The organism is Corallococcus terminator (genome assembly GCF_049194865.1).
GTDB classification, from domain to species: domain Bacteria; phylum Myxococcota; class Myxococcia; order Myxococcales; family Myxococcaceae; genus Myxococcus; species Myxococcus terminator_A.
In genome coordinates, this window is the sequence record NZ_JBLZWL010000127.1 from 1 (window position 1) to 19364 (window position 19364).

The window sequence follows — 19364 nt, forward strand, 5'->3', positions numbered from 1 at the left end:
GCGGTTGAAGCGAGCGTCCTTCGACGAAGGCTTGCCCCCATGTCCGCCATGCCCATGACGCGGCTGCGAAGGCCGACCACCCTTCCCCGAGGGCTGACTCTGCGAGGCCAATGCACGCAGCCGGTCGAATCCGGGATGCGGTGACGACCCCGCGCTCTCGCTCGCATCGGGCCCCGACCACGTCGGCGTGTCAGGCACCTCGGGCACGACCTCCTCGCGGACCTCCTGTGTCTCTTGCACAGGAGCGCTGCTGACCTCCGAGCCCGCGCCCTGCTCCGGCCGCACGAACATCCGTCGCTTCGGCCCCTGATTCTCTCCCGGGGACCGAGGACCCGACTGCGTCTTCGCCGTGTCGTCTTTCCAGGGCTTCTTGAAGGAGGGCTCGCCACGTGAAGGCACGGGAGCCTCCTCGCGACGCCCCTCTCGCACGAAGCGCCCACGAGGACGTGAGGGCTCCTCACGCGCGGCCCAGGAGCGAGCCGGCGCACCCTGGCTCGTGTCGCGCTCCCACTGGCCGGGCTTGCCCGGCTTGGGCTTGCCGTACGGCAGCTGCTGCTCGCGCGGCTCGGGACGACGACGCGCGGGTGCGCCGCCCTCATGACGCGCCAGCAGCGCCTCGCCGTCGAACTGGAGCGCGTCGAAGTCGATCTTCCGCGCCGTCGGATTCGCCGACAGCAACCGCACACGCAGCTTCTGCCCCACGCGCACGCGTCGCCCGTTCGGATACACCAGCGAGTGCGTCAGCTTGTCCAGCTTCGAGCCCGGCCCCAGCGTCTCCGCCTTCACCAGACCCTCGACGTGCTCGGTGTCCAGCTCGACGAAGAACCCGAAGTCGGTGATGGCCGCGACGGTGGCCGCGAACTCCTCGCCGACCCGGTCCTTCATCATCAGGGTCGCGTAGAAGGACACCACCTCCCGCTCCACCTGCATGGCCGCGCGCTCCCTGTCGGAGCACTGCATCGCCATGTCCTCGAGCTTCTCCTCCTCGCGGTCCAACATCGCCAGGGACGGCTTGCGCCCCTGCCGTGCCCAGTGCGCCTTCAACAGCCGGTGCACCAGCAGGTCCGGATAGCGCCGGATGGGCGAGGTGAAGTGCAGGTAGTGCTCCGCCGCGAGCCCGTAGTGGCCCACCTTCGACGGCGTGTACACGGCCTGCATCATCGAGCGCAGCAGCAGCTGGTTCAGCGCCCGCTGCTCCGGGTGACCCGAGAGCTGACTGATGAACGCGTCCAGCTCCTTCGAGGACACGCCGTCATCAATCACCAGCTTGAAGCCATACGCCTGCGCCAGCGCGCCGAAGGCGGCCAGCTTCTCCGGGTCCGGCTCACCGTGGAACCGGTACACCGTGGGCAGGCCTTCATCTTGGAAGAAGCGCGCCACCGCCTCGTTGGCGGCGAGCATGCACTCCTCGATGAGCCGGTGGCTGTCCTTGCGCTCGCGCTTGTCCATGCGCTCGGGCAGGCCGTCCTTGCCCAGCACCACCTTGTGCTCGGGGATGTCGAAGTCGATGGCGCCCCGCTCCTTGCGCATCTTCATCAGCGCGCGGGCCAGCGACATCATCTTCTCGAAGCGAGGCTTGAAGGCATCGCGGTGCGGCACGCTCTTGCCGTCGAGGACGTCCTGCACCTCGTTGTACGTGCAGCGCGCCGCGCTGCGCATCACCGCGGGGTAGAGCGTGGACGAGCGTCGCTGGCCCTGGGCGTCGAACGTCATGTCCGCCACCATGCACAGCCGGTCTTCGTCCGGCCGCAGGGAGCAGATGCCGTTGCTGAGCCGCTCCGGCAACATGGGCAGCACGCGGTCCGGCAGGTACACGGACGTCGCGCGACGCAAGGCCTCCGCGTCCAGCGCGCTGCGCTCGCGCACGTAGTGCGTCACGTCAGCGATGGCGACCACCAGCCGCCACCCACCCGCGAGGTCCTCCACGTACACGGCGTCGTCGAAGTCGCGCGCGTCCTCACCGTCGATGGTGACGAGCTGCATCGAGCGCAGATCCTTGCGCTCCTCTCCAATCGCCTCTTCCTCCGACACCTTCACGGCGTAGCGGTCCGCCTCGTCCATGACCTCCGGAGGGAACTCATCCGAGAAGCCCTGCGAGTAGGCGATGCCAATCACCTCGGAGCTCGGAGTCCCCGGCTTGCCGAGCGAGCCGGCCACCTCGCCGAAGAGACCGCGTCCCGGCTCCAACAGGTTCGCGCCCACGCCCAGGCGCACCTTCACCAGGTCCCCCTCCTGCGCCATCTGCGTCTGCGGCACGCGGATGGGGCCGGGAAGGCTCGTGTCGGTGGGCAGCACCAGCGCGTGGCGGCCCTGCGTCGTGTAGACGCCTACCGCCAGCTCGCGGCGACGGTCGACGACGCGCACCAGGCGCCCCTCGTACCGGCCGGGCCGACCCGCCACCTCCACCACCACCCGGTCATTGTCGAGCGCGCGCTGCGCCTCCGCAGGGGGCAGGAAGATGTTCTCGCCCTCCCCTCCCACGGGATGAACGAAGCCGAAGCCGTCGCGGTGGACGTGGAGGATGCCCTCCACCGTGTCCAGCACCTCGCCGAAGGCCGGGCGACGAGGGCCCCGATGACCGAAGCGCTCACGCCCATCGTCACGGCGCGAGGAGCCCGGCTTGTTGAAGTCGCGGCGCTCGCGCCCTCGGGCGCCGTCCGCGCGGCCGGGGTCGCGCGCGGCTCCACGGGCGTCGGGAGCACGGCCCTTGAAGCCGCCTTCCTGGCCTCGGGCACCATGGCCCGTGAGGCGCTCACGCGTGGGCGTGTCGTGGGGAGGGCGGGCCCGCTCATGACGAGGCCGGTGGTCGGCGCGTACGGCGGCGACCTCCGGCGCATCAGGAACCACCGGCGGAGGAACAGGCAGGCCGTCGTCACGGCGAGGGCCTTGGCGCAGGAAGCGCTTGCCCTCCTTGACGATGTGGCCTTGACGTACCAGGTCCCGGAGCGAGCGCTTGAGCTCGGTCTGCTGGCCAGGGTGCAGGCCCGCGAGTCGCAGGAGCTCCTTGATGCCCAGCGGGTGGTCGGCGTCGGAGAGAATCTGCTGGAGAAGGTCTGAAGAAATGCTCACGGTAGGGTCGCGGCTCGGCCGCTACGGGAACGGGTAAGCCCGAAGCGGCCGGGCGGGAACCCCCCGGCAACCGACTGCTTCCCGGAGTGTTCCTCCGGGAAGCGACGTTCTTCAGGGCTTGACCGTGACGTTGATCTTGAAGGAGCGATCCACCAGGCCCGGCGTCAGTGCCTTGGCCAGGAAGAACTCCACCTCGAAAGTCCCCGGGTTTCGGGGAGTAAAGAAGAACTCGCGCGTGGCCGAGCCGCCGTTGGGACCCGGCTCGAAGTTGGCTTCGCGCAGGCCCACGCGCTTGGCCGCCGTGGGCTCGATGGCCCAGGTGAACCCAGGCTGCTCGGGCAGACGCACGGTGAGGCCGTGGTTGAGCTTCACGTCCACGGACGTGGGCACCTCGCCCTCGATATGGACCATCTCCATCTCGTCGCGCGACACCGCGCGCGCTTCCGACGGACGCGGCTCCACGTTCTCCGCGATGATGCGACCACCCCAACCAGAGAGCTTGTCCACCACGCCCATGACCTGCAGCGTGTGGCCCACGTTCTTGCGCAGGCTCTTGACCGCGGCCTTGCCCTCGATGAGGAAGGACACCTGCTGGCGCGTGCCGCCGTTGGAGACGACGAGGATGAACTCCTCGCCGTTCATCTCGAGGTTGCCGCGCACGGCCGCGAAGCCCTTGATGCCCGCGCCCATACCGGCCGCAGTCACCATGGAGACCTCGCCAGGAGACAGGTAGCGCAGCCGGGGCTCGGTGTCCGCGGGCGTCGTCTCGACGACCTCCGCCTCCGGCTTCTTGGCGGAGTACTTGCGCACGTCCACCACGCCGCCGTGGTTGGTCGTCTTGCGGATCATCCCGCTGACGGAGACCTTGTGGTTCACGTAGGCCGGGAGGACTTCCTGATCCGGCCCCTGGAGCAGGAAGGTGAGCTCACGCTTGTCGCGTCCCACCACCACCAGGTTGGGCATCTCGTTGATGACGACCAGGCGGCCCTTGAGGCTGCCCTCGCCCATCACGCCGCGGCCCTCGCCAGCGGTGAGCAGCTGCTCCATTTCACGCTTGGTGAGCGGCTCGCCCGGGGGCGGCAACTTGGTGGCGCGCGGCTTCGGCCTCTCCACGGCGGGGATCGAGGGAGCGGAGGAGGCCTTGGAGCCCTTGCCCGACGCACTCTTCGTCCCGGTGGGAGCCTTGCCGGCGGGAGCGGCGACCGGCTTCGCCGTGGCTGACTTCGCCGCGGGAGCGGGCTTCGCCGCCGACTTCTTGGAAGGCGCCTTCTCAGCGGCCTTCTCCTTCTCGACAGCCTTTTCCTTCTCGACGACCTTCTCCTTCTCGGGAGCGGTCTCGACAGCCGCCTTCTTCGATGAAGCCTTCGCGCCCTTCGTCACTGAATCCCCGACCGCCTTCGCCACCTTCGTCGTCGAGGTAGAAACCCGCTTGGACGCGTTCTTGATCAGGTCCAGCCGGGCGGATTTATCCTTCTTCGCGGCGGACTTCGCGCCAGTCTTGCCAGCGGGAGTCGCCTTCTTGGCCCCGGACTTGGGCTTGGCCATCGACGCTGTCTCCTTGAGAGTTCCCGTGTAACTTCAACGGGTTGCCACGCCACCCCCAGGAGGACTGGCAGGCTTCGCGATGATTGGAGCTTGTAACGATGATCAGATGGGCTGTCAAACTAACACTTGATTTTCTCTCGGACTTTCGGTGCGAACCGGGCTGAAGATGACGCTCATGAACGACGCCGCGACGCTGCTTCCGGAAGACGAGGCCCGAGCCCAGGTGCTGGCCCTCGCCACGCCCCTGTCCGCCGAGTGGCTGGCCCTCGATGACGGCCTGGGCAGGACGCTCGCGGAGGACGTGCTCGCCCAGCGCACGCTGCCTCCCTGGGACAACTCGGCGATGGACGGCTATGCGGTGCGCGCCGCCGACCTGACGGGCTCCCTGCCGGTGAGACTGCCGGTGTTGGAGACCGTCTATGCGGGCGGCACGCCGAAGCAGGAGGTCCGCCCCGGCACCTGCGTGCGGATCATGACCGGCGCTCCCCTCCCCCTGGGCGCTGACGCCGTGGTCATGCGCGAGCGGGCCCGGCCGGTGCCGGACGGGGGCGCGGATCAGGTGGACATCCTGGAGGCCGTGGAGGCGGGCCAGCACGTGCGCCCCCGAGGCGAGGACGCGAAGGAAGGGGCGCTGCTGCTCGCTCGGGGCACGCCGCTGGGCATCCCCGAGCTGGGGCTGCTCTGGGCCCAGGGCATCCTGTCCGCGCCCGTCCCGCGCGCGCCCCGGGTGGCCATCCTCTCCACCGGCGATGAGCTGTGCCGCGCCGACGAGCCGCCCCGGGGCCGCATCGTCGACACCAACGCCCCGTCCCTGGCCCTGGCCGTCCGCCGGGCCGGAGGGCAGCCGACCCTGCTGGGCATCGCCCAGGACACCCGCGACTCGGTGGGGGAGTTCCTGGCGCGGGCCCAGGGCTTCGACGTGGTGCTCACCAGCGCGGGCGTGTCCGTGGGCGAGCGCGACTACGTGAAGGAGGTCCTCGCCGCCATCGGGGTGCAACAGCACCTGTGGCGCGTGGCCATCAAGCCCGGCAAGCCGCTGGTGGTGGGCAAGCGCGGCAGCACCCTCTTCTTCGGGCTGCCGGGCAACCCCACCTCTTCGCTGGTGACGTTCGAGCTGTTCGTCAGGCCGGCGATCCGCCGATTGCTCGGCCACATGGACGTGGCCCCCGCGCGAGTACCCGGTCGCCTGGACGGCCGGCTGTCCAAGCCTCCAGGGCTGGCGCATTTCGTCCGCGTGACGGCCGCCTGGCGCGACGGCGCCCTCTGGGCCCGCCCCTTGGCCACCCAGACCTCGGGCGTGCTCCGCTCAGCGGCGAGCGCTACCCATCTGCTGCACTTCGCTCGCGAAGCCAGCAGCTTGTCTCATGGAGACCCCGTGGAATTGCTACCGCTCTCCTGGGGAGCTTGAGAAACCGGAGCCGGTCTTCGCGCATCTTTTCGAGGATGTCGGGCGGCGGGGATGGTGAGTCCGCCTTGACTTGCGCTCATGGGGGCACCAAACAGGGTGCTTCGCATCTGGAGAATGAAACAACATGTCGGACATTCGCTCACCCCAGGTTCTTCCGACCCGTAAGCCCACGCAGCACCTCGAGCGGTTCTCGGAAGCGGACATCCCCACGGAGCGGGGGCCCCTGCGGACCATCGTGTTCAGGGATCGCCGCAATGGGCGGGAGCACGTAGCGCTCGTCGCGGGCGACGTGTCGGACATGGACGGGGTGCCGGTGCGGATCCACTCGGAGTGCCTGACGAGTGAGGTCTTCGGCAGCCTGAAGTGCGACTGCCGCGAGCAGCTGGACCGGGCGCTGGACTTCATCACCCAGCAGAAGCTGGGCGTGGTGCTGTACCTGCGTCAGGAGGGCCGAGGCATCGGCCTGGGCAACAAGATCAAGGCGTACGCCCTGCAGTCCAAGGGGTTGGACACGTACGAGGCGAACCGCCAGCTGGGCTTCGCGGACGACCTGCGCAGCTATGACATCGCGGCGGAGATGCTGCGCTCGCTGAACGTACGCTCGGTGGACCTCATCACCAACAACCCCCTGAAGATCGCCGGGATGGTGGAGGAGGGCATTCCCGTCCTGCGTCGAATCCCTTCCCGGACCGAGCACAATCCGCATAACCTCGACTACCTGAGGACGAAGCGCGAGCGTACGGGGCACCTGATTGAGCTCTTCGCCGAGGACGACGACACGGAAGCCAAGGCCGGCTGAGAAGACGCCTGCGCGGCGGCGCAACGCCGTCGTGCGCAATCAAGCCCGCGTGCCCTTCGAGGTGCGCTTCTGGGGAGTGCGAGGCTCCATCCCCTCCCCTGGTCCGCAGACCCAACGCTACGGCGGCAACACGCCCTGCGTGGAGGTGCGGTGTGGGGACGAGCTGATGATCTTCGACCTGGGCTCGGGAGCGCGGGCGCTGGGCGATTCGCTGCTCACGCCCGGCTACGGCCCGGTGCGCGGCAACATCTTCATCTCGCACTACCACTACGACCACCTGCAGGGCCTTCCCTTCTTCGCGCCCATCTTCATCCCCACCAGCGACCTGACCCTGAACGGGCCGTCGCGCAACGGGCGCACCACGCGGGAGCTGCTCAGCGGGCAGATGGTGCAGCCCTACTTCCCGGTGACGGCGGAGGGGACCTTCCGCGCGAAGCTCACCTACCGCGACTTGTCCCCGGGTGGGACGCTCCAGATAGGCCCGGCCGAGGTGCGCTGGCTGGAGCTGAACCACCCGGGTGGCAACCTGGGGTACCGCGTGGAGTGCGGTGGTCGCTCCGTGGTGTACGCCACGGACGTCGAGCACGGCAGTGACCTGGACCCGGTGATGTTCGAGTTCGCGCGCGGCGCGGACCTGCTCATCTACGACTCCATGTACACGGAGGACGAGTACCACGGCCGCTGTGGGCCGGCGCGCACGGGATGGGGGCACTCGACGTGGCAGGCCGCCGTGGCCGCCGCGGATGCCGCGCAGGTGAAGACGCTGGTGCTCTTCCACCACGACCCGGGGCGCGACGACGCTGCCATGGACAAGCTGCTGCGGCAGGTGCGCAAGCATCGCCCCGAGGCCATCGCCGCCAAGGAGTTGATGGTCCTCAAGCTGTAGCCGCGCGACGCCGGCGCGGCCCTGGGCTCAGGCGCCGCGCGGCGACACCGCGCGCTTCACCGCCTCGCGAAGCCCGACGAAGGGCAGTCGCTCCAGCGCGGTGGGCACGTCCACCCACTCGAAGGCATCGTGCTCGGGGCCCAGGCGGACCTCCGCGTCCGGCGGGGCGTGGACGGCGAAGGCGCTCTCCTCGGCGAGCACGGGCGGCAGCGTCTCGCCGATGGCGAAGGAATGCCGGTAGGAGAGGTCCTCCGTGGGAAGTCGCAGGCCCGTCTCCTCTTCCAGCTCGCGACTGGCGGCCTGGGCGGGTGACTCCCCTTCCTCCACGCGTCCGGTGAGGATCTGCCAGAAGCCGCCGCGCTCGGGGAGGCGTCGCCCGAGCAGCACGCGCGCCTCCGGACCATGGCCTCGGACGACGGCGATGCTGACGGTGCGCAGGGGCGGCGGCGCATCCACGCGCTCGCTGTCGAACACGGCGCAGAAGCTCCGGGCGAGCGCCTCTTCCACGTCCGGAACGGGCACCGGGCTCCCACGTTCGCGCTGCATCGACGTGACACCGGCCTCGCGGATTCCGCAGGGCACGATGAAGCGGAAGTGCTCCATCTTCGTGTTCACGTTGAGCGCGAAGCCGTGCGTGGTGAGCCACCGGGACAGGTGGACGCCGATGGCGGCGATCTTCCGCGTGTCGGGCGCACCCTCTTCACCTATCCAGACGCCGGGCCACTTGACGATGGGGCCCGCGGTGATGCCCCACTCGGACAGCACGTCCATGATGGAGCGCTCCACGTCGCGCACATAGCGGCGGACATCACGGCGCGACTCCGGGAGCAGGAAGATGGGGTAGCCGACGATCTGCCCGGGCCCGTGGTACGTGACGTCGCCGCCCCGGTTCGTCTCGAAGACATTCACGTCCTCGGCGGAGAGGCTCGCGTCGGAGGCGGTGATGTTCTCCCGCTTCGCGCCTCGGCCCAGTGTCAGGATGGGCGGATGCTCCAGCAGGAGCAGCGCGTCGCCGCTCAGCCCTTCCCGACGTGAGTCGCCGAAGAGGCGCATCAGGTTGAGGCCGTCCTCGTACTCCACCCGGCCGAGCCGGTAGACGGTGATGGTGTTCACGACGTTCCCTTTCGCCGGCCCTTTCGAGGGGGCGTCGGCTTCGTCACGTTCTCGAGTTCCCACGTGCCTGGGGGAACCCGCTGGAGGAGGGCCCGCAACTCGTGGCCAGCGCGCGGAGAGCGCTCGGCCTCGGTGGCGAAGGCCGTGAGGACGCTGTCGGACAGCACCGTCTTCGGCTCACGCAGTGACAGTCGCGCGCGGGCCATCTCCACGTAGTCCTCGCGCGTGGGCTGACGCAGGCAGAGCAGCACCTGGACGTGCTCCAGGATGCTCACGGGGATGAGCCCACGCACCGTGCGCGACAGGGCCTCCGTCGTGGGCACGGCGAGATGCTCCTCGCCTCCGCGCAGGAGGAGCTTCCCAGGCTCGGCGGTCAGGCCGCGCGCGCTGAGCACCACGCAGGGGCGCACCACACGGACCAGGAAGGTGGAGAGCACGGAAGCCTCTTCGGCGCCCAGGCGCTCCACGTCCTCGATGAACACGGGCGAGGCCAATGCGGCCTCCGCGAGCGAAGCCACTGGAGTGATGGCCCCCCTGCCCTGTCGCTGAAGCGTCTCCAGGAGAATGCTCTTCCCCCAACCCTCGGCGCCCACGAGCAGGATGCAGCGAGTGCCCGACTGAAGCGCTCGCTCCAGTGCGCCACGGACATCGAGCTGCTCCACGAACTCCACAGCGGGCTCGGAGCGCACCGGCGAACGCGGCTGCTCCATCGGGCGCGGCACGGGGCTCACGTCACCGAGCAGCGAGGCGGACTCCGTCAGGCACGCCTTGCAGATGAAGGCCCCAGCCGGTCCCGCGACCAGGTCGCCGACTTCAGCGCGTGGGCGGCAACAGAACGAGCACCACGCCTCCAACGCCACGTCCGCGCGAGTGGGCCCACGCTCGATGATGCGCGGCCCACGTCGGCGCCTCGGCGTGGCTTCCTCCGACACGTTCGTGGCGGATGCCTCCGCGCCTGGCTCACTCGCGTCGGCCTGCCCCGTCGGCGCGAGCACCAGGTCTCCTCCGAAGGACTCCTCACCCTCCAGCGCACCCGGCCGCCAGGCCGACTCGAAGAGCTGCTCGTCCACGGCGCCTCGTGGGCGCTCGGCGCGCACGAACTCCGACGCGCTGAAGGGCGGCACCTCCCGAAGCACCGAGGGCCTCTGCCCCTCGGAAGGCCCTGGCTCCACGGAGGCGGCGACGCGAGCGAGCTGGGCCTCCAGTCGCTGAAGGTCTTCGCTCACTTCCGTATCCAGCACCCAGGCCGCGAGCTCGGGGGACTTCGTCGAAGGCTGCGCCTCCACGTCACGCAGCGCTTCTTCAATCAGCCGTTGCCGACGAGAGAGCTCCGGGAGCGGCACTTCCTCGACGGACCGCACCAGCGCATCCGCCAACTGGGAGTCCTCGTCCTCCGTCGCCAAAGTCGTGTCCGGCATCCCCTCCAGACGGTTCACTTCCTCGAGGATGTCCAGGCGGCTTGTGTCCAGCCGGCGCGCATGGCGCAGCAACTGGAGGGCTCGGGGGGCGTTGCCCGCGTTCCGGTAGTGCGCCGCCGCCTTCAGCAGGCACTCCACGGCGCGAGTCACGTCACCCCGCAGTTCGGCGGACTGCGCGGCGCGGATCAGCTCGCGAGGGTTCTCGGCCATACGGACAGAGCCTAACCGTCTTGGTGGACCACCGCCCGGCCTCGACGCACGCCCCCGGACGGAATACCCGGCGAGCGGTCAGCCCTCTCCCCGGCGGCCCAGGGGCCTTCCCGGCCCCGAAGCCCAGGCGAGCCTGCCGCCCGGGCCCCTCGGCGAGTCATCACGCCATGGCCAGGAACAGCAGGTCCGGCTTCTCCAGGTACTTGATGACTTCGTAGACGAAGTCCGCGGCCACCGAGCCGTCGATGACGCGGTGATCGCACGAGAGCGACAGGTTCATCATGTCGCGGATGACGATCTGGTCCTTCACCACGGCCGGGCGCTTCTTGAGCTTGTGCACGCCCATGATGCCCACCTCGGGGTGGTTGATGATGGGCGTGGCGAACAGGCCGCCGCTCTGCCCCAACGAGGTGATGGTGAAGGTGCCGCCCGTCATCTCCGCCAGCGTCAGCTTGCGCTCCTTGGCCGCCGCGCCCAGCCGCGCCGTCTCGCGGGCAATCTCCGCCAGCGTCAGCCGGTCCGCGTCCTTCACCACCGCCACCGTGAGGCCGTCCGGCGTCGCCACCGCCATGCCGATGTTGTACTCGCCACGCACCACCAACTCCTGCGCCGCCTCGTCGAAGTTGGCGTTCAGGTGCGGGAACTTCTTCAGCGCGGCGATGGTCGCCTTGATGATGAACGGCAGGTAGTTCAGCTTGGTCGCGTCACCCGACGCCGCGAGCTGCGCGTTGAGCCGGGTGCGCAGCGCCACCAGGTCCGTCGCGTCCACTTCCTCGACGAAGGCGAAGTGCGGCATCGTGAACTTCGAGCGCACCATCTTCTCGGCGATCTTCTTGCGAAGGCCGCGCAGCGGAACGCGCTCGTCCGCCCGACCCGACGACACGGCCGGCGTCGCCGGACGCGCCTGCGCGGGCGCCGCCACCACGTTCTTCTGCTCCCCGCCCCCCTCCATCGCCGCCACCACGTCCGCCTTCGTCACCCGCCCCTGCGGACCGCTGCCGGGGATGGTCGCCAGGTCCAGCCCGTGCTCACGCGCCATGCGCCGCGTCACCGGCGTGGCCAGCACCTTCGAGGCCTGCACCGAAGCACCCGCCGCCGGAGCCGCCGCCTGCGCCGGAGCCGCCGCCTGCGCCGGAGCGCCATGGCCCGAGGCCTGGGCGGGAGCCGCGCCTTCGATCTCCAGCGTGACGAGGGGATGGTGCACCTTCGCGATGTCCCCTTCCTTGCCGTGCGTCGACACGACGCGCCCGGCCTTCGGGCTGGGGACCGTCACGGTGGCCTTGTCCGTCATCACCTCGGCGAGCACCTGGTCTTCCTTGACGACGTCGCCAGCCTTGACGTGCCACTTGACCAGCTCGCCCTCCATCACGCCTTCACCGAGGTCGGGGAGCTTGAATTCAAAGGTTGCCATGGGGGTGTCTTTCCGAGAGGAACGGGGGTTGCGTCAAGCCACGAATGGAGGCCCGGTCAGCCGAGCCGCTCGAGGCGCTCGCGCTCCATCAGGCCCTTCATGAAGAACTCAGCGGCGCGGTAGCTGGAGCGCACCAGCGGACCCGAGGCCACGTAGAGGAAGCCGTAGGACTCGGCCAGCTTCTTGTACGACTCGAACTGCGCCGGGGTGACGAAGCGCTCCACCCGCAGGTGGTACTGCGAGGGCTGCAGGTACTGGCCCAGAGTGAGCACGTCGACGCCCACCTCACGCAAATCCTTGAAGGTCTGCTCCAGCTCCGCGTCCGTCTCGCCCAGGCCCACCATGACGGACGTCTTGGTGTAGAGGCCCTCGGGGCGGTTCTTCAAGTACTCGAGCACTCGCAGCGACTGGGCATACTTCGCGCGGCGATCTCTCACCGTCGGCGTGAGGCGCTCCACCGTCTCCACGTTGTGCGCCACGACGTGCGGCTTGGCCTCGGCCACTGTCGTCAGGTCCTGCTCCACGCCCTTGAAGTCGGGGATGAGCACCTCGACGATGGTGCGCGGGCTCTCCCGGCGCAGCTCGCGGATGGCGGAGGCGAAGTGACTGGCGCCGCCGTCCGGCCGGTCATCCCGGTTCACCGACGTGACGACGATGTACTCCAGGTCCATCTCCTTGACGGCCTGGGCCAGATGGATGGGCTCCATCGGATCCAACGGCGGGGGCGCCCCCACCTTCACGTGGCAGAAGCGGCACGCGCGCGTGCACACCTCGCCCATCAACATCACCGTGGCCGTGCCACCACCCCAGCACTCGGCGATGTTCGGGCAGCGGGCCTCCTCGCAGACGGTGGCCAGCTTCGTGCGCTTCACGATGGCCTTGACCCGCTCGTACCCTTCGCCGTGCGGCAAGCGAACCTTCAGCCAGTCCGGCTTGCGGGTGGTCTCAGTCACCTGGGGCAGCGGGAACCGATCAGGAGTCGCCATGGGTCGCGGGCCTTCTATGGTTTGGGCGAAAGACGTTCAAGCGGGAAGCCTCTAACGCGAGGCGTCAGCTCCAGCAGGCCCTTCGCGCGCGTCGTGTTCCTACTAATGCGCCCGCCCGGGCCGGGCAGCCCCTGGGAAGCGCCCCGGGCAGGCGCTCCACGGTTCCTGGCGATGGGCTCGCCCCCCTGGCGCCCACCCGTGCCACCGAGCGCCCGGACACGAAAAGGCCGTCCTCGGAGACGCGGCTCCGGGACGGCCTGAGCGGGCTCCCATGGGGGAGCCCAGGACTCACACGCGGCCTAGAAGTGGCGCGGGTGGCCCAGCGTGGCCTCGGCGCCCTCGTGGACGATCTCCGAGAGGGTCGGGTGGGCGTGGATGGTGCCCGCCAGCTCCTCGGTGGTGATCTCCAGCTTCAGCGCGACGCAGGCCTCGGCGAGCAGCTCCGTGGCGTGCGGCCCGATGATGTGGATGCCCAGCACCTCGTCGTACTTCTTGTCGGAGACGATCTTGATGAGGCCGGTGGCCTCGTTCGTGATGGCGGCCTTCGTCACCGCGCCGAACGGGGCGTTGCCGATCTTGACGTCGTAGCCGCGCTCCTTCGCCTTCTTCTCCGTCAGGCCCACCGAGGCGACCTCGGGGTAGCAGTACGTGGCGGACGGGGTGAGGTCGTAGTTGATGGGCTGCGGGTTCTTCCCGGCGATGTGCTCCACCGCGACCACGCACTCGGCGCTGGCCATGTGCGCGAGCATCGGGGTGGGGATGACGTCGCCCACCGCGTAGACGTTGGGCTCGCTGGTGCGCAGCATCGTGTCGACCTTGATGTAGCCGCGCTCGGTCTTGATGGACGTCTTGTCCAGGCCCACGTCCTCGGTGACAGGCGAGCGGCCGACGGCGGACAGGAGGATCTCCGCCTCCAGCGTCTTGGTCTCGTTGCCGACCTTCATCGTGACGCGCACGCCATCCGCCGTGTGCTCCACCTTCTCCACCGCGGAGCCGGTGTGCACGTCGATGCCGCGGCGGCGGAAGATCTTCTCCAGCTCCTTGGAGATGTCCGCGTCCTCGATGGGGAGCAGCGCGGGCAGGTACTCCACGATGGAGGTCTTGCTGCCCACGTGGTTGAAGACGGAGGCGAACTCACAGCCGACCGCGCCCGCGCCCAGGACGATGATGCTCTTGGGGATGCGGTCGATCTGCAGGATGGAGTCGCTGTTGAGCACGCGCTTGTGGTCCACCGGCACGTTCGGCAGGGACTTGGGCACCGAGCCCGTCGCGATGATGACGTTCTTCGCGTCCAGGACCTGCTTGGAGCCGTCCTCGGCGGTGACCTCCACCTTGCCCTTGCCGGCGATCCGGCCGTGACCCTTGATGACCGTCACCTTGTTCTTCTTCATCAAGAAGTCGATGCCGTTGGCACCCTTGGTGACGACCTTGTCCTTGTGCTTCATCGCGTTCGGCCAGTTGACCGTCGGGCTCGACAGGTCGATGCCGAAGTCACCAGCCTCCTTGACGTGGTGGAACAGCTCCGCCGTCCACAGCAGGGACTTGGTGGGAATGCACCCGCGGTGGAGGCAGGTACCGCCCAGACGCTTGTCCTTCTCGATGATGGCCGTCTTCAGCCCGAGTTGCCCCGCGCGGATGGCGCCCACGTAGCCGCCAGGGCCCGAACCGATGATCACCACGTCGAACGTCTCAGCCACGCACGCCTCCGTCATTATTTGCGGATGGAACCCGGTGGGGCTGATAACCCCCGCTCCCGGTTGGAATCAAGGAGATTGCTCGTGCGCCGTTTCCCGCTCAGGACCCTCCTGCTGATGCTCGTGGCGTTGCTCGCCTTCACCCGGCTGTGGTGCGTGACGCACCAGGATGAAACCGCCGGAGCCCCGCCCGCGAGCCCCCCCGCCCAGGCCCCTACCGCCGCCCCGGCCGCTCCCTCCGCGCCGCCCCCCTCCCCTGAATGCCGCCAGGTGGAGCGAGCCCTGGCCGCCACCCTGCGCGCCCCTGACGAGCCCACCGCCCTGGCCGAGGCCCGCAAGCGGCTGGACGCCTGCGTCACGCCGCCGCCACGCGCCTGTGAGCTGGGGACCGCCCTGGCCGCCCGCGCGCCGTTCTCCCAGGGGGCGGACACCCCCATCAGGGGGCTGCTGGCCACCCTCTGCGAGCGCTGCCCCGCGAACGTCAACGCCTGTGCGCAGACCGTGTCCCGTGCGCTCCTGGACACGGCCATCGGTCAGCCGCCGAACATCCCCGAGCTCCAGTGGAGCCTGGATCACGCCGGGCCGGCCCTTCCCGCGTCCTGTGACGCCATCGCCCGGTTGGGGCTCGCGCCCGCGGCCCAGGCGGAGGTCAACCTGCCTCCCACGGTGCGCACCCTCGTGGACGGGCTGGTGTCCCGCTGCCAGGGTGACGACCTGGTGCCGTTGGCGGTGCTGCGTGCCGCCGCCGCCCAGCAAGGGTCCCAGGCCCCGGCGCTGCTCACGGCGACCAGCGCGAAGCCGGTGGAGTCCGCCCCCATCAAGCCGGATCAACTCCTGGGGGCCCAGCCCGCGTTCCAGGCGTTCGATGGAGATCCCGTCACGGGCGTGGCCGTGAGCAACGCGACCCGGGGCGACCGCTGGTTGGCGGATGGAGCGCTGCGCGCGGGCTATGCGCCCACGCTCAAGCACCTGATGGGTTTTCGCGTCCGGGCCCAGGGTCCGGGCACCCTGCGAGCCATCGTCCGCACGCCGAAGGGCGTGGGCCTGAATGATCCGGAGGGGGGCTTCTCGTTCGTCAATCCCACCGTGTGCCGGTTCCGAGGCACGGGAGAGTGGGAGACCTGCAACCCCGCCGCGCCCCTGGTGGATGTGGACGCGGTCAGCGTGTTCCCCGAGAGCGCGGACGACAAGCTCCTGGAGCTGGAGATCCTCGGCGCGCGCTGAGCGCCGGAGGGTTCAGGCGACCAGGCCGCGCTCCTTGGCGAGCTGGAAGATGGGCGCCGCATCCTTCTTCAGGACGGCGCTGACATCCTTGACGATGGACTCGCCCGACTTCGCCACCGAGAGGAAGTTGTCGAACGTCCGGGTGAGGATGAGCACGCCGGAGATGATGACGCGCTGGAGGTTGTGCTGCAGGTCCGTGCCCTCGTAGATGAGCCACGCCTGCTCGACGCATTCCTTCCTCGCCTCCACGAGGAAGTTGTTGAGGATGGTGCGCTCGTTCGCGTCGGGAACCTTGGACTTCGGGCTCACGGAACCGATGTAGATGAGCCGCGAGCTGAGTCGCGCCGAGGCCTCTTGCATCTGAGCCAGGATCGCCGCCACGTCCTCCTTGGTCGGAGGGTTCTGCCAGCGGGAGAAGATGACTCGGTCGATGAGCTCTGCCTTGTACGTGGTGGGGCCGTTCACGATGCCTCCGGTGAGGCGGACGGTTTCGATTCCAAGAAGCGCCCGGCCGGCGTTCTCCACAGCGCCGCGCGTCTGGATGTGTAGCAGGAACACTCCTTTCGTTGAAGAGAGTCACTGCTGCACGCGCTCACTCCACCGTCGCAATCCCGCTGTCCGTATGCAGTCGTGACGGACAAATCCATCCGGGTCGAGGCTGACACGGCCAGAAAACGGGGCTGATACGTGGAATGCCCGGACAGCCCCGTGTCCTCTTCACGCGAGGTGAGCCTTTCTCATCCAGCATTGCCGGGAAGCGGTGGCTTCGCGGCACGACGCGCGAGGACTGCCTTCACGTCATCCAGGGAGAGCCCGAGTGGCCTCACCGCGACGAGCAGGTGGTAGAGCAGGTCGGCGGCTTCCTCGGCGGCGCGTCCGGCGTCCGCGTCCGCGCAGGCGGTCACCAGCTCCGCGGCCTCTTCGCCCAGCTTCTTGAGGCGCAGGTTGCGGTCCGAGAGAAGGCGGCGCGTGTAGCTGGGCTTCTCGCCCGGGGCATCGGGTCTGCCGGCGCGCTCGGCGAGCGTGGCATCGAGCGCGGCCAGCGCGTCCTCGCTTCCGGAGCCGAAGCACGTCACGTCGCCGGTGTGACAGGCGGGGCCGGCTTTCTCGACGCGGGCCAGGACCGCGTCACCGTCGCAGTCCGCGCGCAATGACACCACCCGCTGCGTGTTCCCGCTGGTGGCGCCCTTGTGCCAGAGCCCGCGCGTGCGCGAGCGGTAGTGCATCTGTCCCGTGGCGAGCGTGCGCTCCAGGGCTTCGCGGTCCGCGTGCGCCACCATCAACACGTCACCGGTGCGCGCGTCTTGCGTCACCACCGTCACCAGTCCACCGCCCTTGGTGAAGTCGAGTCGGTCCAGGTCCAGCATCACTTGACCTCCGTCGCGCCCAGGCGCTCGCGGGTGACACGGGCCAGGGCCGCGTTGGTGGCGATGCCGTTGCCTCCGAAGGAGGTTCGGCGCCCTGTCCAGTCGGTGAAGACACCTCCGGCCTCGTCGATGATGGGCTGGAGCGCGGCGGCGTCCCAGGGTGAGAGCAGCTCATCCACCATGACCTCGGCGCGGCCCGTGGCCACCAGCAGGTAGCCGTAGCAGTCGCCCCAGGTCCGGGAGATGGCTGCGTCGAGGGTGAAGCGGCGCCAGGCCTCACCGCGCTCGGGGTGCTGTCGGAAGCGCTCGTCCGTGGTGAGCACCACGGCGCGGGAGAGGTCGGCCTGCTCGGACACCTTCGCGCGCTGGTCGTTCCAGAAGCAGCCGTGCCCGGGGGCCGCCACCAACAGCTCATTCACCGCGGGGAAGTACGCGGCCCCCACGAGGATGCGCTCTCCTTCCGCCAGTGCCACGAGGGTGCCCCACAAGGGTACGCCTCGGATGAAGGTCTTGGTTCCGTCGATGGGGTCCAGAATCCAGCGACGCCGTGCACCCGGCCGCGTCTCGCCGAACTCCTCACCGAGGATGCCGTCGTCCGGGAAGCGGGCCTCCAGCCACTCGCGCGCGGTCTGTTCGGCCGTGCGGTCCGCGACGGTGACGGGTGTGCCGTCGCTCTTGGTGTCCACGGCGATGCCGCCTCGGAAGTAGCCCAGCGCCACGTCTCCTGCCTTGCGCGCGACTTCCGCGGCGGCCTGCATCAAGCCTTGTGCGCTCGTCGTCATGTCGTGCTCCGAATCGGAAGGCCGCTCGCTCGGAGCAGCGACTTGATGGCGCCCACCGTGGTGAGCCCATCGTGGAGGATGCCCGCCACCAGCGCCGCGTCCGCGCCGCCGCGCGTGAGTCCATCGCGCACGTGCTCCGCGTTTCCCGCGCCACCCGAGGCGATGACGGGCACGTCCACCGCGTCCGCCACCGCGCGCGTCAACTCCAGGTCATAGCCCGAGCGCGCTCCATCCTGGTCGATGCTGGTGAGCAGCACTTCGCCCGCGCCGCGTGCCACGCACTCGCGAGCCCAGGCCACCGCCTCCAGCTCCGTGGCCTTGCGCCCGCCATGAGTGTGGACACGCCAGCTCGAGCCATCCCGCCGAGCGTCGATGCTCGCCACCACGCACTGCGCTCCGAATCGCTCCGCGCACTCGGTGAGCACCTCGGGACGAGCGACCGCCGCCGAGTTGATGCTCACCTTGTCCGCGCCCGCTCGAAGCGCACGGCCCACGTCGTCCGCCGTGCGGACACCGCCTCCCACGGTCAACGGAATGAACAGCCGCTCCGCCGTGCGCCGCACCAGGTCCAGGAGCGTGTCCCGCTCCTCGTTGCTCGCGGAGATATCGAGGAACGTCACCTCGTCCGCGCCCTCCTGCTCGTAGCGCAGGGCCAGCTCCACCGGATCTCCCACGTCACGGAGTCCCTCGAAGCGCACGCCCTTCACCACGCGACCACCCTTCACATCCAGGCACACGATGAGTCGTCGGGTCAGCATCAGAGCACCTCCAGGGCCACGGAGCCCTTCATGCTGAACACGGTGCCGGAGTCCACCATCGCATCCCGCAGCGCGAGCCCCAGCGCCTTGAACGCGGCCTCGGTGACGTGGTGGCTGTCCTTCCCTCTCAACACCCTCAGGTGCAGCGTCACCTTCGCGTGCTCGCAGAACGAGCGCATCCAGTGCTCGTAGAGCCGGTTCTTCAGCGGCCCCTGGTAGAAGAACCGCCCGCCCGCGTCGAGGCACGCCTGCACCAGCGCGTCGTCCATGGGGAGCGTGCGCTCCGCGAAGCGGGCCGCCGTCGCCGGAATCACCCGCTGCACCGCCGTGCCCAGCGTAATCGCCACGTCCTCCATCAAGTGGTGCGTGAGGTCGCCCCGTGCGTGTAGCTTCAAGTCGAGCCCCGCGTAGCGCGCGAAGGTCGCGAGCATGTGGTCGAAGAACTTGAGCCCCGTGTCCACCTGCGTAGTGCCCTTCCCCAGGGCCAGCTCGACGCGGATCTGCGTCTCCTTCGTCTCCCGAGTGACGGTGGTCATTCCGCGAACTCCCGCGCGACGTCGCGCGCATCCAGTCGTCCCGTGTACAGCGCCATGCCGATGACCGCCCCGTACGCGCCCACCGAGGCCAGCGCTCGCAAGTCCTCCAGCGTCGTCACCCCACCCGATGCGTAGAGCCGGTGCCGACTGCGCACCAC

Annotated in this window: 17 protein-coding genes; 4 read left to right on the forward strand and 13 right to left on the reverse strand. The window is 69.3% G+C overall.

What is annotated here, in order from left to right; genetic code table 11:
* On the reverse strand, nucleotides 1–3069 hold a 3069-nt coding region (gene rnr / locus ACN469_RS37725), incomplete at its 3' end, for a ribonuclease R (protein ID WP_498776223.1).
* A 111-nt stretch (nucleotides 3070–3180) separates the two neighbouring features.
* Nucleotides 3181–4614, reverse strand: a complete 1434-nt coding sequence (locus ACN469_RS37730) for a protease inhibitor I42 family protein (protein ID WP_498776224.1) — start codon at nucleotides 4612–4614, stop codon at nucleotides 3181–3183.
* 175 nt (nucleotides 4615–4789) lie between these two features.
* On the opposite strand from ACN469_RS37730, the gene ACN469_RS37735 reads away from it, so the two are divergent.
* From ACN469_RS37735 to ACN469_RS37745, 3 genes are all read left to right on the forward strand, one after another.
* Nucleotides 4790–6022 (forward strand): molybdopterin molybdotransferase MoeA, encoded by a 1233-nt coding sequence (locus ACN469_RS37735; RefSeq protein WP_498776225.1) that lies wholly within the window; start codon nucleotides 4790–4792, stop codon nucleotides 6020–6022.
* 124 nt (nucleotides 6023–6146) lie between these two features.
* Entirely contained in the window at nucleotides 6147–6821 is a 675-nt protein-coding gene (gene ribA / locus ACN469_RS37740) for a GTP cyclohydrolase II (RefSeq protein WP_498776226.1), read from the forward strand.
* 49 nt (nucleotides 6822–6870) lie between these two features.
* Nucleotides 6871–7707, forward strand: a complete 837-nt coding sequence (locus tag ACN469_RS37745) for an MBL fold metallo-hydrolase (protein ID WP_498776246.1) — start codon at nucleotides 6871–6873, stop codon at nucleotides 7705–7707.
* Nucleotides 7708–7734: 27 nt separating this feature from the next.
* Here the strand turns inward: ACN469_RS37745 and lipB are convergent, their stop codons facing one another.
* The 5 genes from lipB to lpdA all read right to left on the reverse strand — a co-directional run bounded on the left by lipB (nucleotide 7735) and on the right by lpdA (nucleotide 14542).
* On the reverse strand, nucleotides 7735–8820 hold the full coding sequence (gene lipB, locus ACN469_RS37750; protein ID WP_498776228.1) for a lipoyl(octanoyl) transferase LipB: 1086 nt from the start codon (nucleotides 8818–8820) through the stop codon (nucleotides 7735–7737).
* Nucleotides 8817–10448: a ClpX C4-type zinc finger protein gene (locus ACN469_RS37755; protein ID WP_498776229.1), complete on the reverse strand. Its 1632-nt coding sequence runs from the start codon at nucleotides 10446–10448 to the stop codon at nucleotides 8817–8819. Before ACN469_RS37755 ends, lipB begins: the two co-directional genes overlap by 4 nt.
* 160 nt (nucleotides 10449–10608) lie before the next feature.
* Nucleotides 10609–11859: a dihydrolipoamide acetyltransferase family protein gene (locus ACN469_RS37760; RefSeq protein ID WP_498776230.1), complete on the reverse strand. Its 1251-nt coding sequence runs from the start codon at nucleotides 11857–11859 to the stop codon at nucleotides 10609–10611.
* A 56-nt stretch (nucleotides 11860–11915) separates the two neighbouring features.
* A complete protein-coding gene (lipA, locus tag ACN469_RS37765) occupies nucleotides 11916–12845 on the reverse strand; it encodes a lipoyl synthase (RefSeq protein ID WP_498776232.1) in 930 nt (309 codons plus the stop codon).
* A 299-nt stretch (nucleotides 12846–13144) separates the two neighbouring features.
* A complete protein-coding gene (lpdA, locus tag ACN469_RS37770; RefSeq protein WP_498776234.1) occupies nucleotides 13145–14542 on the reverse strand; it encodes a dihydrolipoyl dehydrogenase in 1398 nt (465 codons plus the stop codon).
* A gap of 81 nt (nucleotides 14543–14623) precedes the next feature.
* Here lpdA and ACN469_RS37775 point away from each other — a divergent pair, with 81 nt between their 5' ends.
* The gene (locus tag ACN469_RS37775; RefSeq protein ID WP_498776235.1) at nucleotides 14624–15763 is read left to right on the forward strand and encodes a hypothetical protein; all 1140 of its coding nucleotides are present in this window, start codon (nucleotides 14624–14626) and stop codon (nucleotides 15761–15763) included.
* A 12-nt stretch (nucleotides 15764–15775) separates the two neighbouring features.
* On the opposite strand, the gene ACN469_RS37780 is transcribed toward ACN469_RS37775, so the two are convergent.
* The 6 genes from ACN469_RS37780 to ACN469_RS37805 form a co-directional block, all read right to left on the reverse strand.
* Complete coding sequence (locus ACN469_RS37780; RefSeq protein WP_498776237.1) at nucleotides 15776–16228, reverse strand: DofB protein; 453 nt, start codon at nucleotides 16226–16228, stop codon at nucleotides 15776–15778.
* 272 nt (nucleotides 16229–16500) lie between these two features.
* On the reverse strand, nucleotides 16501–17130 hold the full coding sequence (gene hisIE, locus ACN469_RS37785; protein ID WP_498776239.1) for a bifunctional phosphoribosyl-AMP cyclohydrolase/phosphoribosyl-ATP diphosphatase HisIE: 630 nt from the start codon (nucleotides 17128–17130) through the stop codon (nucleotides 16501–16503).
* Entirely contained in the window at nucleotides 17130–17912 is a 783-nt protein-coding gene (gene hisN, locus ACN469_RS37790; RefSeq protein WP_498776241.1) for a histidinol-phosphatase, read from the reverse strand. Before hisN ends, hisIE begins: the two co-directional genes overlap by 1 nt.
* The gene (gene hisF, locus ACN469_RS37795; RefSeq protein WP_498776243.1) at nucleotides 17909–18670 is read right to left on the reverse strand and encodes an imidazole glycerol phosphate synthase subunit HisF; all 762 of its coding nucleotides are present in this window, start codon (nucleotides 18668–18670) and stop codon (nucleotides 17909–17911) included. The genes hisN and hisF overlap by 4 nt, the downstream gene beginning before the upstream one ends.
* Nucleotides 18670–19206 (reverse strand): imidazoleglycerol-phosphate dehydratase, encoded by a 537-nt coding sequence (locus tag ACN469_RS37800; RefSeq protein ID WP_498776245.1) that lies wholly within the window; start codon nucleotides 19204–19206, stop codon nucleotides 18670–18672. Before ACN469_RS37800 ends, hisF begins: the two co-directional genes overlap by 1 nt.
* The coding region (locus tag ACN469_RS37805) for a HisA/HisF-related TIM barrel protein (RefSeq protein WP_498776247.1) at nucleotides 19203–19364 on the reverse strand (162 nt) is incomplete at its 5' end. The genes ACN469_RS37800 and ACN469_RS37805, both read right to left, overlap by 4 nt.